Origin of the sequence: Pseudomonas sp. 58 R 12, from assembly GCF_900005865.1 — a bacterium.
GTDB lineage: Bacteria > Pseudomonadota > Gammaproteobacteria > Pseudomonadales > Pseudomonadaceae > Aquipseudomonas > Aquipseudomonas tritici.
Window position 1 is genome coordinate 1 of the sequence record NZ_CVTP01000018.1, and the last position, 12,703, is coordinate 12,703.

General features: G+C 60.0%; 12 protein-coding genes and 2 pseudogenes. 8 read left to right on the forward strand and 6 right to left on the reverse strand.

All coding sequences use genetic code 11. The features are described from left to right. The 4 genes from BFP95_RS29880 to BFP95_RS14990 form a co-directional block, all read left to right on the forward strand. On the forward strand, positions 1 to 197 hold a 197-nt coding region (locus BFP95_RS29880), incomplete at its 5' end, for a hypothetical protein (protein ID WP_218187118.1). Positions 198 to 296: 99 nt separating this feature from the next. Then, positions 297 to 1,418, forward strand: a complete 1,122-nt coding sequence (locus BFP95_RS14980) for a beta-ketoacyl-ACP synthase III (RefSeq protein ID WP_065873826.1) — start codon at positions 297 to 299, stop codon at positions 1,416 to 1,418. Positions 1,419 to 1,566: 148 nt separating this feature from the next. After that, positions 1,567 to 2,181 (forward strand): RNA polymerase sigma factor, encoded by a 615-nt coding sequence (locus tag BFP95_RS14985; protein ID WP_065873825.1) that lies wholly within the window; start codon positions 1,567 to 1,569, stop codon positions 2,179 to 2,181. Then, positions 2,175 to 2,420, forward strand: a complete 246-nt coding sequence (locus BFP95_RS14990; RefSeq protein ID WP_049712065.1) for an anti-sigma factor family protein — start codon at positions 2,175 to 2,177, stop codon at positions 2,418 to 2,420. Before BFP95_RS14985 ends, BFP95_RS14990 begins: the two co-directional genes overlap by 7 nt. 620 nt (positions 2,421 to 3,040) lie before the next feature. Here the strand turns inward: BFP95_RS14990 and BFP95_RS14995 are convergent. Next, a pseudogene (locus BFP95_RS14995) lies at positions 3,041 to 3,916 on the reverse strand (putative porin); the annotation flags it as partial. A 282-nt stretch (positions 3,917 to 4,198) separates the two neighbouring features. Here BFP95_RS14995 and BFP95_RS15000 point away from each other — a divergent pair. Next, positions 4,199 to 5,323, forward strand: a complete 1,125-nt coding sequence (locus BFP95_RS15000; RefSeq protein WP_065873823.1) for a GNAT family N-acetyltransferase — start codon at positions 4,199 to 4,201, stop codon at positions 5,321 to 5,323. A 197-nt stretch (positions 5,324 to 5,520) separates the two neighbouring features. Here BFP95_RS15000 and aqpZ read toward each other — a convergent pair. The 5 genes and pseudogenes from aqpZ to BFP95_RS15025 form a co-directional block, all read right to left on the reverse strand. Beyond that, a pseudogene (gene aqpZ, locus BFP95_RS15005) lies at positions 5,521 to 6,099 on the reverse strand (aquaporin Z); the annotation flags it as partial. Positions 6,100 to 6,255: 156 nt separating this feature from the next. Continuing rightward, a complete protein-coding gene (locus BFP95_RS15010; RefSeq protein WP_065873822.1) occupies positions 6,256 to 8,088 on the reverse strand; it encodes an ABC transporter ATP-binding protein in 1,833 nt (610 codons plus the stop codon). An 83-nt stretch (positions 8,089 to 8,171) separates the two neighbouring features. After that, positions 8,172 to 8,735 carry a peptidylprolyl isomerase gene (locus BFP95_RS15015; protein ID WP_065873821.1) on the reverse strand — a complete coding sequence of 188 codons (564 nt, stop codon included), beginning with the start codon at positions 8,733 to 8,735 and terminating at the stop codon, positions 8,172 to 8,174. A 3-nt stretch (positions 8,736 to 8,738) separates the two neighbouring features. Further along, a complete protein-coding gene (locus BFP95_RS15020; protein WP_065873820.1) occupies positions 8,739 to 9,542 on the reverse strand; it encodes an alpha/beta fold hydrolase in 804 nt (267 codons plus the stop codon). A gap of 14 nt (positions 9,543 to 9,556) precedes the next feature. Continuing rightward, complete coding sequence (locus tag BFP95_RS15025) at positions 9,557 to 10,480, reverse strand: LysR family transcriptional regulator (RefSeq protein ID WP_065891102.1); 924 nt, start codon at positions 10,478 to 10,480, stop codon at positions 9,557 to 9,559. Between the two features lie 49 nt (positions 10,481 to 10,529). Between BFP95_RS15025 and BFP95_RS15030 the strand changes: the two genes are divergently transcribed. From BFP95_RS15030 to BFP95_RS15040, 3 genes are all read left to right on the forward strand, one after another. Beyond that, positions 10,530 to 10,844, forward strand: coding sequence for a 3-phosphoglycerate kinase (locus tag BFP95_RS15030; RefSeq protein ID WP_065873818.1), 315 nt, complete (start codon positions 10,530 to 10,532; stop codon positions 10,842 to 10,844). A gap of 151 nt (positions 10,845 to 10,995) precedes the next feature. Continuing rightward, the gene (locus tag BFP95_RS15035) at positions 10,996 to 11,595 is read left to right on the forward strand and encodes an FMN-dependent NADH-azoreductase (RefSeq protein ID WP_049712077.1); all 600 of its coding nucleotides are present in this window, start codon (positions 10,996 to 10,998) and stop codon (positions 11,593 to 11,595) included. 202 nt (positions 11,596 to 11,797) lie between these two features. Beyond that, complete coding sequence (locus BFP95_RS15040; RefSeq protein ID WP_065873817.1) at positions 11,798 to 12,664, forward strand: carboxylate/amino acid/amine transporter; 867 nt, start codon at positions 11,798 to 11,800, stop codon at positions 12,662 to 12,664. Positions 12,665 to 12,703 lie beyond the last annotated feature (39 nt).

The window sequence follows — 12,703 nt, forward strand, 5'->3', positions numbered from 1 at the left end:
TAAAGCAGTTACACGGAGTACAGCCGTGGGAGCGTTGCCGCCTCTGGAAAAAATGGCTTGATGAAAACCATCAAGACAGTTGCTCCCACATTAAAATGGACATATCTGCGAGATGGCGCCAAATCCCAGGGTTTGTGGCAAACTTCGCCGTTATAAATGCCGGGATCGTCGTGAAGCGTCGCGACGCGATGGAATAAAGCGATGCCAGTTTGGTGTCCGCGGTGCGGAATCGGACTACTTACAGTTTGGTACGACGGTACCAATATCTTCTGCCTGACAGATTTAGAGGAACGACCGTGCATAACGTCGTCATCAGCGGCACTGGCCTGTACACCCCGGCCAACAGCATCTCCAACGAAGAGCTGGTGCAGTCTTTCAATGCTTACGTGCAACAGTTCAACAGCGCTAACGCCGCCGCCATCGAGCGCGGTGACGTGCAAGCCTTGACTGAATCCAGCGCAGCCTTCATCGAAAAAGCCTCGGGCATCAAGAGCCGCTTCGTGATGGACAAAGACGGCATCCTCGACCCGCAGCGCATGGCCCCGCGCCTGCCTGAGCGCAGCAACGACGAGTGGTCGGTGCTCTGCCAGATGGCCATCGGTGCTGCCGAACAAGCCCTGCAACGCGCCGGCAAGACCGCCGCTGACATCGACGGTGTCATAGTCGCCTGTTCGAACCTGCAGCGCGCCTACCCGGCCATCGCCATTGAGGTCCAGGAAGCCCTGGGCATCGAGGGTTTTGGTTTTGACATGAACGTGGCGTGTTCCTCGGCCACCTTCGGCATCCAGAACGCCGCCAACAGCATCCAGCTGGGCCAGGCGCGGGCGATCCTGATGGTCAACCCGGAAGTCTGCACCGGCCACCTGAACTTCCGCGACCGTGACAGCCACTTCATCTTTGGTGACGCGGCCACGGCTGTGATCCTCGAGCGCGCCGACCTGGCCACCTCCGAGCATCAGTTTGACGTGGTGAGCACCAAGCTGCTGACCAAGTTCTCCAATAACATCCGCAACAACTTCGGCTTTCTCAACCGCGCCGCGGAAGAGGGCGTCGGCGCGCCTGACAAGCTGTTCGTGCAGGAAGGCCGCAAGGTTTTCCGCGATGTCTGCCCGATGGTGGCCGAGCTGATCGGCGTGCACCTGGCGGAAAACCAGCTGAACGTGGCCGATGTGAAGCGCTTTTGGCTGCATCAGGCCAACTTGAGCATGAACCACCTGATCGTGAAGAAACTGCTCGGCCGCGAAGCCACGGTGGAAGAAGCGCCGGTGATCCTCGACACCTACGCCAATACCAGTTCGGCAGGTTCGGTGATTGCGTTTCACACCTATCAAGATGATTTGCCCAAGGGTTCCGTGGCCGTGCTCAGTTCGTTTGGCGCGGGCTATTCGATTGGCAGCGTGATCCTGCGTAAACGCTGATCTACCGGTCGATCACGGTCAACTGTGGGAGGCTGGCTTGCCTGCGATACAGACACCTTGGTGTATCAGTTACACCGCAGTGATGCCATCGCAGGCAAGCCAGCTCCTACAGGGGATCGGATTTCGACAGTGAAATCGAGGTTAATCAATGGCAGCAGCGGACGACGCGCACCTGCTTGAACGTCTGCTCAAGGGTGAGCAACGGGCCTATAAGGAGTTGGTCGCCACCTATCAGAGCGCCATGCGTGCAGTGGCCTATGCCATCGTCGGCCAGCGCCACGCCGACGAAATCGTGCAGGATGCCTGGCTGTCTGTGGTACGCAACCTGGGCAAATTCGAAGGGCGTTCCAGCCTCAAGACCTGGCTGCTGACTATCACCGCCAACGCGGCCAAGGGGCGCTACAAGCAGAATCGTCGCGAAGTATTGCTCGATGATCTGCCTTCACCCCACGGCACCATTGGTGATGACCGTTTCGCCCCGGACGATGGCCACTGGGCCGTCGCCCCCTACGCCTGGCACCAGGACACTCCGGAAGCCTTGCTGACCGAGGATGAACTGCGTGAATGCCTGGAACACACATTGCTGAGCCTGTCTGAGCTGCAAAGCAGCGTGCTGGTGCTGCGTGAACGCCAGGGCCTGGAGCTGGAAGAGATTTGTAATCTCCTGACGCTGTCGCTCTCCAATGTCCGTGTGCTGTTGCACCGAGCGCGGCTTAAAGTCTTCGCCACGGTGGAGCATTTTGAGGAGACGGGCGAATGCTGACCTGTAAAGAACAAGTGGCACGTTCCAGTGACTATCTCGATGGGCAATTGACCTTTCGCGAACGTCTGCTGGTGCGTCATCACTTGATGTTCTGCCCGAACTGCCGACGGTTTATCCGCCAGATGCGCCTGATGCAGGCAACGCTGAAGATAATGCCGGATGAGCCGGTTGAAGGCGTGGATGCCTTGGCGCAGCGGCTGGCTGCCGAGCGGCTCAAGGATCACAAAGGCGGGGAATAAGCAGGCTCGCGCGGTTGGATCGAACGGATGATGGGGATCGATCCAACCGCGCAAGACTGTTAAAGAAGCAGCTTCAAGCGGTTGGCTTGAAGCTGCAAGTGACATGCTCTTCCTTGAAGCGTGTAGCGTGAAACTCACCGCTGTCCGTCTTAGAACTTGGCTTCTGCGTCCAACTGAAGGGTGTTGGCGTTGGCATCGCGGTAGCCTGCGGCGCTGGCGTAGTCCGCTTTGGTCAGGAAGTAAGTGGCGCCGACAGCGAAGTTCTTGTCGATGTCGTAGCCGACTTTGAACTTGTGACCGCGTGCACCGGTGAAACCGCCGGCGAAGTCCGAGTCGGTGAGGGCGCCGACCACTGCGTAGCGTTGTACGTCGCGGTAGTTGTAGTCCAGGTTGAAGCCGAACACTTTGGACTTGGCACCGAGCAACCAGGCAGTGTCCTGGTCTTTATCTGTGGCTTTGGTGTTTTGCACGTACTGGCCATAGAACGACAACGGTACAGCCAGGCCGCCGATATCGATCTGGCTGAAGCCTTCATACAAGCGGTACTCGCTGGCATTACCGGCTGTGGTGTTGGCGACCGTCTCGGCTGGGGTCAGGCAAGCGGTGGAGCCAGCGGTCGGGCAGCGGCTGTCTTCATCGTTCTGGAACGCATAAACACTGCCGCCCAGCGTCAGTTTCAGGTTGTCGGTCAGGGTGAAGCGCGAACCCAACTGGCCGGCGGTCATGCGCAGGTCATTGCGAAATTGCACGCCGTCGCCGTTGACGTTGTCCTTGAGGTTGTAGTTACCCAGGCTGCCGAACAGTTCGGCGCTGCTGCCCAGTGGGTATTTGTAAGTCAGGGCCAGGCCTTCCGGGTTGATATCGCTATCCCAGATCACATCACCCATGCTGACCCACGGCTGCAGCATTTTGCCGCCGATCACGTGCAGGTTCTTGATCTGGTCCGGGTGGTAGTCGATGTAGCCGAGGTCCAGCCAGATCGACTTCTTGTTGAAGTAGCCGTCCAGGTCCTGGTTGGTGGAACGCGCGTCATCACTGCTACCCGTGGCGATACGGATGCCGGTGTCGACCTGCGAGTTGATCTCGGTGTAGGCGCCCAGACGAGCACGGATGCGCTCACGGTCCTTGTCCTTGCCGCCGTTGTTCGGGGTGCCGTCGATCTTGATGGTTTCGTGGCGGAAGCGCACGTCACCCTTGAGCTGGGTCTTGGCAGCCCAGGCCAGCTTCTGGTCGAAACTGCTCAGCTCATTGGTTTTCTTCGCGGTGGCGGCGATCTGTTCGTTGGTCTCTTGTTGAGCTTGCCGTGCGATCTGCTGTTCTTTCTGGTCTTTGGCCAATTCGCTTTGCAGTTCAGTGTACTGCGCCGCGGTGATCTGACCGTTGGCCTTGAGCATGTCGAGCAATTTAGCGTCGACTGCAGCGCTGGCCGGAACGCTCAGGGCCAGTAACAGGCCGCCGCACAGGGCCGCCGCAGTTTTAGTGGAAGCAAGACGCATATCAATCTCCGAAAGTGAGGAGGGATGGCAAACCATCCAGGACACAACCGACCGATGACGGACGGAAAAATAACCACCTGCTAGAACCAGGGGCTCTAAAAACAGGCGTCAGTATCACGATCGTTTATGACGGCGCAGTGGCTAAGTGATGTCATCTAGATGACAAATTATTTAGGATCGGAACTATTGGTTTAGAGCCTTGTCACGCGATTCGGGGGTGTGCTGGGACCGGCGATAAGCGATACTCGCGAGGCTTTCACGCCCCGATCAGTGAGGATGCACATGCCGTTGCAACGCCTGGACAGCCTGTCCGAAATCGCCCCGCAGGTTTGGGATGCACTGGTGCCGGACGCCCAGCCTTTCGTGCGGCATGCCTTCCTGAGTGCCCTGGAAGACAGCGCCAGCCTGGGTCCGCAATCCGGCTGGCAGCCGGAGCATTTGCTGCATTGGGACGGTGATCGGCTGGTGGCAGCGTTACCCAGTTATCGCAAGTGGCATTCCTATGGCGAGTACGTGTTCGACCATGGCTGGGCGGATGCCTGTGAGCGGGCCGGCATCGATTACTATCCCAAGTTGCTGACGGCTGTGCCGTTCAGCCCGGTGAGCGGGCCACGCCTGTTGGCGGCGAATGCCGAGGCGGGTTTTGAGTTGCTGAAAAGCCTGCCGGGTTACCTCGAAATCGAGGGACTCTCCAGTGCCCACATCAACTTCACTGACGCGCTGGCCGATGCTGCACTGGCGCAACAGCCGGGTTGGTTGCAGCGCCTGGGTTGTCAGTTTCACTGGCAGAACCGTGGCTACCGCGACTTCCAGGATTTCCTTGATGCCTTGAGCTCGCGCAAGCGCAAACAGATGCGCAAGGAACGTGAGCAAGTGGCGGGGCAGGGCATCGAGTTCGAATGGCTGCAAGGGCATGAACTGAGCGAAGCACAGTGGGATTTTGTCTACGCCTGCTACGCCAACACCTACGCGGTCCGCCGCCAAGCCCCTTACCTGACCCGCGTTTTTTTCAGCCTGCTGGCCGAGCGCATGCCCGAAGCGATTCGGGTAGTCCTGGCCAAACAAGGTACCCGCCCGGTCGCCATGGCCTTCAGTCTGATCGGTGGTGACAGCTTCTACGGCCGCTACTGGGGCTGTCTGGCGGAATTCGACCGCCTGCACTTCGAAACCTGCTTCTACCAGGGAATGGACTACGCCATCGCCCACGGCCTGCAACGCTTTGATGCGGGAGCCCAGGGCGAGCACAAGTTGATTCGCGGGTTTGAGCCGGTGATTACACGCTCGTGGCATTACCTGCGTCATCCCGGATTGAAAAACGCCGTGGAGGATTTCCTCGAGCGCGAGCGGGTGGGGATCGTGGCGTATGCCGAAGAGGCGAAGACGGCGCTGCCGTATCGGCAGGTCTAAGGTGAGTGCTACTGGATGAATACGTGTTCCGATATGAATAAGTATTTGTAGTGAGCGGGCTTGTCCCGCGCTGGGCGGCGAAGCTGCCCCAAAACCCGGCGCTGCGATTTGCCTGAAAAAATGCAGCGTCTTGGTTAGGGCAGCTACGCCGCCCAGCGCGGGACAAGCCCGCTCACTACAAAGGATAGCGCTCTGCCTCAGCCTGGCTCCTCCTTGCCCAGCCATCGATAGGTAAAGCCGCCGATCACCGCGCCAAGGATCGGCGCGAGCCAGAACATCCACAATTGCTGGATCGCCCACCCGCCGACGATCAATGCCGGGCCGGTACTGCGGGCCGGGTTGACTGAGGTGTTGGTTACGGGAATGGAGATCAGGTGGATCAGGGTCAGCGCCAGACCGATGGCAATGGGCGCAAGGCCCGGTGGGGCGCGGCGGTCGGTGGCGCCGAGGATAATCAGCACGAACATCGCCGTCATCACCAGCTCTGTGACAAACCCCGCCGCCAGCGAATAACCACCGGGTGAATGCTCACCATAGCCGTTGGACGCCAGCCCCGACGCCAGTTCAAGCCCCGGTTTACCACTGGCAATGAAGTACAACAGCGCCGCGGCGACCGTGCCGCCGACAACCTGCGCCACGATGTACGCCGGTAATTCCCTGGCCGGAAACCTTCCGCCCACGACCAGCCCCACGGATACCGCCGGGTTGAGGTGACAACCACTGATATGCCCGATGGCGAACGCCATGGTCAGCACCGTGAGCCCGAATACCAGGGCATGAAAACGCGCCAGGGTCCGATGGCTTCGGTTGCCTGGCGCTGATCAAGTGTGGGAGCTGGCTTGCCTGCGATAGCGGTGCGTCATTACTGGGAGGCTGGCTGACAGACCGCCATCGCAGGCAAGCCAGCTCCCACAGGGGATCGCGGTGTTGTTTCAGTCGATACCGACGAAGCCTCCTGTCTGGTGCTGCCACAACCGCGCATACAACCCACCATGCGCCAGCAACTCGGCATGGCTGCCACTCTCGGCGATCAGGCCTTTCTCCAACACCACCAGGCGGTCCATCCGCGCAATGGTCGACAAGCGGTGCGCAATCGCAATCACCGTCTTGCCTTTCATCAAGGTCTCCAGGCTTTCCTGGATCGCCGCTTCCACTTCCGAGTCCAGGGCTGACGTGGCTTCGTCCATGATCAGAATCGGCGCGTCCTTGAGCAGCACGCGGGCGATGGCGATACGTTGGCGCTGCCCGCCGGAGAGTTTCACGCCGCGCTCACCCACGTGAGCATCCAGCCCGGTACGGCCTTCAGCGTCCGACAGCAGCGGGATGAACTCATCGGCGCGGGCCTTGTGCACGGCGGCCCAGAGTTCTTCGTCGGTGGCGTCGGGCTTGCCGTACAGCAGGTTGTCGCGGATCGAGCGGTGCAGCAACGAGGTGTCCTGGGTGATCATGCCGATCTGTGCGCGCAGGCTTTCCTGGGCGACCTCGGCGATGTTCTGGCCGTCGATCAGGATGCGTCCGCCTTGCAGGTCGTAGAGTCGCAGCAACAGGTTGACCAGCGTCGACTTGCCCGCACCGGACGGGCCGATCAGGCCGATCTTTTCACCGGCCTTGATCTCAAGGTTAAGGCCGCCAATGATCCCGCTCTTCTTGCCGTAGTGGAAATCTACTTGCTCGAAGCGCACTTCGCCCCGGGGCACGCTGAGGCGCGGGGCGTTGTCGCGGTCGATCACGGCCAGTGGCTGTGCGATGGTTTTCAGGCCGTCCTGCACCATGCCGATGTTTTCGAAAATGCCGTTGACCACCCACATGATCCAGCCGGACATGTTGACGATGCGAATGACCAAGCCGGTGGCCAGCGCGATGGCGCCCACGGAAATCAGCGACTGCGTCCACAGCCACAGCGCCAGGCCGGTGGTGGTGACAATCAGCAGGCCGTTCATGGTGGTGATCACCACGTCCATGCTGGTCACCACCCGGCTGGCCAGCTGGGTTTTTTCAGTCTGCTCGATGATCGCTTCCTTGGCGTATTCCTGCTCGGATTGAGTATGGGCAAACAGCTTCAAGGTGGTGATGTTGGTGTAGCCATCGACGATGCGGCCCATCAGTTTGGAGCGCGCCTCGGACGAAATCACCGAGCGCTCCTTTACCCGGGGCACGAAATAGCGTAACGCCAGGCTGTAGCAGATGATCCAGCTCACCAGCGGGATCATCAGGCGCCAGTCGGCCTCGGCAAACAGCACCAGGGAACTGATGGCGTAGATCGCCACGTGCCAGATCGCGTCCACCGCAGCCACGGCAGAGTCACGCAGCGAGTTGCCGGTTTGCATGATGCGCTGGGCGATACGCCCGGCGAAGTCGTTCTGGAAGAAATTCAGGCTCTGCTTGAGTACGTAGCTATGGTTCTGCCAGCGGATCAGGCTGGTCATGCCGGGGCTGATGGTCTGGTGCACCAGCAGGTCATGCAGGGCGCCGAAGATCGGACGCAGCAACAGGGCAACTGCGGCCATCCAGATCAGCTCGGTGCTGTGGACCTGGAAGAAGTTGGCGGGCGGCGTGCCCTGGGCCAGGTCGATGATACGGCTCAGGTAGCTGAACAGCGCGACTTCGATCAATGCGCCGATCAAGCCCACCACCAACAGCGCGGCAAAACATGGCCACACCTGGCGCAGGTAGTAGAGGTAGAACGGCAGGACTTTATCGGGCGGGGCGGCGCTTGGCGCGTCGCGGAAAATATCGATCAGTTGTTCAAAACGACGATAGAGCATTAGGGTTGACGCCCGCCTGGCGGGCTCTCCTGTTCAAATGCGCGCGCAGCCTTGTGGGCTGCGCACGGAGCTTCCTGCAGATCTCAGTCGATGCGCTTGGCCGACTTGATGTAGACAGGATCGATAGGCACGTTCTGCATGCCTTGCTTGGTGGTGGTCTGCGAATTGACGATCACGTCGACCACGTCCATGCCCTTGACCACTTTGGCGAATACGGCATAACCGCGATCACGGCCTGGGTCGAGGAAAGCGTTGTCGGCCACATTGATGAAGAACTGGCTGGTGGCCGAATCCGGATCACTGGTGCGCGCCATGGACAAGGTGCCACGTACGTTATGCAGACCATTACTGGCTTCGTTCTTGATCGGCGCTTCGGTTGGCTTTTGCGACATCGACTGGGTGAACCCACCGCCCTGGACCATGAAGCCCGGGATCACACGGTGGAAAATCGTGTTGTTGTAGAAGCCCTTGTCGACATAGGCCAGGAAATTCTTGGTGCTGATCGGGGCCTTGACCGGGTCCAGTTCGATTTCAATGTCGCCGTTGGTGGTGGTGATCAGTACGTGAGGCGCCTTGGCGGGTTCGGCCGCCATCAGGTTGGCAGCGAACAAAACAGAACCGGCAAGAAAGGCGATTTTTTTCAGCATGGGTCAATGATCCTGGGTAGTGGTTTCGACTGTCGTTAGAAAATCGAGCAGCGTGGCGTTAAAGACTTCGGGTTGATCCAATGGCGTGGCGTGGCGGGAATCTCTGATCACCACCAGTCGCGCATCGGGCAGCAGTTTTACATAGTTTTCTTTCTGCGCCACGGGGGTGTAGTCGTGGTCGGCGCTGATGACAAGGGTTGGACAGGTAATCCTCGAAAGGCGTTCCTGCACACCCCAGCCTACAATCGCATCGAAGCTGGCGAGATAAGCACGTTTGTCGTTTTTTGCCCAGCGTTCGGCCATCTTGCGGCGCAGGTCGGCCTGATGCGGTTTGGGGAATAGGCGGTCGCCCAGCGCCTTGCCGATAGTGGCCAGGCTGAGCACACGCGCCAGGCTCCAGCGCTTGGCCCACTGCCAGTAATCATCGGCGCTGCGTACCTTCACCTCCGGCGCGCTGTTGACGATGCACAGGCTCTTGACCCGTGCAGGTTCATCCACCGCCAGTTGGAAGGCAATCATGCCGCCCATGGATAAGCCCACCACATGGGCGGGCGGCAGGGCCAGGTGTTCGATCAGCGCGAGCAGATCAAAGGTGAAGCCCTGGATGCTGTAGCGTTCGCGCGGTTTGTCCGAGCGCCCATGACCGCGCACATCCACCAGGACCAGGCGGTAATGTTTGGCCAGCACGGGAATCTGCAGCTCCCAATCCTGGCTGCTGGAGCCCAGGCCGTGGATCAGGATCAGCGGGGTGCCGTGGCCGTATTCCTCGTAGTGCAGGCTGCATCCTTCGTGGTCGAACCAGGCCATGCTTGAACTCCGTTTCAGGCTTGCCAGGGGGCAGCGAAGGGCGCGTCCAGGGGGGCGGTGTCAAAGGTGCGCAGCAGTTCCACGAGGATCTGCGTCGCCGGCCCCAAGGGTTTGTCTTTGTTTGAATACAGATAGAACGTGGGGTGGCGGCTGCCGCCCTGTTCCAAGGGTAGCTGCTTGAGCACGCCTTCGCTGAGTTCACGTTCGATCATGTGCCGAGGCAACCAGGCAAAGCCCAGGCCGCTGCCCACAAAGGCGGCGGCGGTGGCCAGGCTGCCGACGGTCCAGCGCTGTTCGGCGCCAAGCCAGCCCACATCCCGTGGTTGCTGGCGACCGGAGTCGCGGATCACCACCTGCATCTGGCTTTCCAGGTCCTGGAAACTCAGCTCGCGATTCATGCGGTGCAGGGTGTGCTCGGGGTGGGCCACGGCGACAAATTCCACATCGCTCATTTCCGTGCCCAGGTAGCCCGGGATGCTGAAACCGCAAATCGCCAGGTCGGCCACGCCTTCAATCAGCAGCTCTTCAACGCCCGACAGCACCTCCTCACGCAGGCGCACGCGGCAACCACGGCTCTGCGGCATGAAGGCGGAGAGCGCGCGCACAAGGCGTGCGTTCGGATAGGCCGCGTCCACCACCAGGCGGACCTCGGCTTCCCAGCCCTGCTCCATATGGTGCGCGAGGTCTTCCAGCTGGCTGGCGTTTTTCACCAGTTGCCGGGAGCGGCGCAACAGCACTTCACCGGCGTCGGTGAGCACCGCCTTGCGCCCATCAATGCGCAGCAGCGGCACACCGAGCTGGTCTTGCATGCGGGCCACGGTGTAGCTCACCGAAGACTGCGAACGGTGCAGCGCTTCGGCCGCCTGGGCGAAGCCGCCATGGTCGACCACGGCTTGCAACGTACGCCATTGATCGAGGGTAACGCGGGGCGCTTTCAAGATGGGTTCCTCTTGTCCTAAGCTGACAGTCCTTATTGGAGACTGCCGAATGAGAAAATTCTGTTGTGTGTTGCTGGCGCTGCTGCCGATGAGCGCATTTGCCTACCCCATCGACGTCACAAAAAAGATCGACGGCGTCAGCATCGATTACACCGCCTCCGATGTGGACGGCGATATCAGTTCGATCCAGCTCAATAACTACGGCACGAATGACGCCGTATGCTCGGTAACCTTCACCAACGGGCCGGAATCACCGCGTCGCCGCACGGTCACGGTGCCGGCGGGAAAAAGCACGAACACCACGGCCAAGTTCAACCGCGCCATTATCAAGATGCGTATCGCCCTGGCTTGCGGGCCGAAGTAACCCGACAGCGGAGCATGCTGACAGCAATACTCCGCTTATGAACAAATTTATAGATGGGTTATAGCAGTTTTTTACGCTTTTTAATCGAATTGGCTCTGTTTAATCTTCACTCCATCGACTTACAGCAATTACAGATGGAGCCTACAAAGCCATGTCCAATGTTCTGATCATCGAAAGCAGCGCCCGCCAGCAGGATTCGATTTCCCGCCAACTCACCCGGCAGTTCATCAGCCAATGGCAGGCCGCCCATCCGGCGGATCAGATCACTGTGCGTGACGTGGCCCTCAACCCGGTCCCGCACCTGGACGCCAACTTGCTTGGCGGCTGGATGAAGCCCGCGGATCAGCGCAACGGCAACGAGCAGGCGTCCCTGGATCGCTCCGACGAATTGACCAACGAACTGCTGGCGGCCGACGTACTGGTGATGGCCGCACCGATGTACAACTTTGCCATCCCCAGCACCCTCAAGGCCTGGCTGGACCACGTGTTGCGTGCGGGTGTGACCTTCAAATACACCGCCACCGGCCCTCAGGGTTTGCTGACCGGCAAGCGCGCCATCGTGCTCACCGCGCGCGGCGGCATCCACACGGGGGCCACTTCCGATCACCAGGAACCCTACCTGCGTCAGGTCATGGCATTCATCGGGATTCACGACGTCACCTTCATTCACGCCGAAGGGGTGAACCTGAGTGGGGACTTCCAGGAAAAAGGCATTAACCACGCCAAGGCGCTGCTGGCACAGGTCGCCTGATCTTTTAATCGCCAGATAATCCCTCGGTGTTTATCTAGCGCCACGCAACCCTTCAAGTACGCGTATCGAACCTCCCTTTGCACTTTTTGCTCCTGAGTGCTCCTGCCCGACTGACGCATTAGCGAGGTCGGGTTTTTTTTGCGCCGAGTTTCTTCAATCGTCGAAAACCTTTAATGTCCCGCCCATTCGAAATGAGGCGCGCATGGGCTATTTACTGGTTGTCACTCTGATTCAGGCATTTTCCTTCAGCTTGATCGGCGAATACCTCGCCGGTCACGTCGACAGCTACTTTGCAGTGCTGGTGCGCGTGTTGCTGGCCGGGCTGATATTTATCCCGCTGACGCGCTGGCGTTCGGTGGAGCCAGCCTTCATGCGCGGCATGCTAGTGATTGGCGCGCTGCAGTTTGGCGTGACCTACGTGTGCCTGTACCTGAGCTTTCGCGTGCTCACGGTGCCGGAGGTGCTGCTGTTCACTATCCTCACGCCGCTGCACGTGACCCTGATCGAAGATGCCCTCAACCGCCGTTTCAACCCGTGGGCGTTGATCGCCGCGTTGGTGGCAGTGGCCGGCGCGGCGGTGATCCGCTTCGACCAGATCACCCCGCACTTCCTTGGGGGCTTCCTGCTGCTGCAACTGGCCAACTTCACCTACGCCGCCGGGCAGGTGATGTACAAGCATTTGGTCGCGCGTTATCCCAGTGATTTGCCGCACTACCGACGCTTTGGTTACTTCTACGTGGGCGCGTTGCTGGTGGTGTTGCCGGCGTTCCTGCTGTTCGGCAAGTCGAACTTTCTGCCGGAAGCACCGCTGCAATGGGGCGTGCTGGTATTTCTTGGACTGGTCAGCACCGCCCTGGGGATGTATTGGTGGAACAAAGGCGCCTGCCTGGTCCATGGCGGCACCCTGGCGGTGATGAACAATCTGCATGTGCCGGTGGGGCTGCTGCTGAACCTGCTGATCTGGAACCAGCACGAACCGCTGGGCCGCTTGGCCTTGGGTGGGTTGGTGATTCTGGGGGCGGTGTGGATCAGTCGGTTGGGTGTGCGAAAGGCGCCATTGTTACGCTGAACCCCTTGTGGGAGCGGGCTGGCTCGCTCCCACAATAGG

Bases quoted from the DNA above. Each gene is read 5' to 3' on its own strand.
- BFP95_RS15035 (WP_049712077.1), top strand. From the start codon at position 10,996: ATGTCCAATGTTCTGATCATCGAAAGCAGCGCCCGCCAGCAGGATTCG.
- BFP95_RS15030 (WP_065873818.1), top strand. From the start codon at position 10,530: ATGAGAAAATTCTGTTGTGTGTTGCTGGCGCTGCTGCCGATGAGCGCA.
- BFP95_RS14990 (WP_049712065.1), top strand. From the start codon at position 2,175: ATGCTGACCTGTAAAGAACAAGTGGCACGTTCCAGTGACTATCTCGAT.
- BFP95_RS15040 (WP_065873817.1), top strand. From the start codon at position 11,798: ATGGGCTATTTACTGGTTGTCACTCTGATTCAGGCATTTTCCTTCAGC.
- BFP95_RS15020 (WP_065873820.1), bottom strand. From the start codon at position 9,542: ATGGCCTGGTTCGACCACGAAGGATGCAGCCTGCACTACGAGGAATAC.
- BFP95_RS15015 (WP_065873821.1), bottom strand. From the start codon at position 8,735: ATGCTGAAAAAAATCGCCTTTCTTGCCGGTTCTGTTTTGTTCGCTGCC.
- BFP95_RS14985 (WP_065873825.1), top strand. From the start codon at position 1,567: ATGGCAGCAGCGGACGACGCGCACCTGCTTGAACGTCTGCTCAAGGGT.
- BFP95_RS15010 (WP_065873822.1), bottom strand. From the start codon at position 8,088: ATGCTCTATCGTCGTTTTGAACAACTGATCGATATTTTCCGCGACGCG.
- BFP95_RS15000 (WP_065873823.1), top strand. From the start codon at position 4,199: ATGCCGTTGCAACGCCTGGACAGCCTGTCCGAAATCGCCCCGCAGGTT.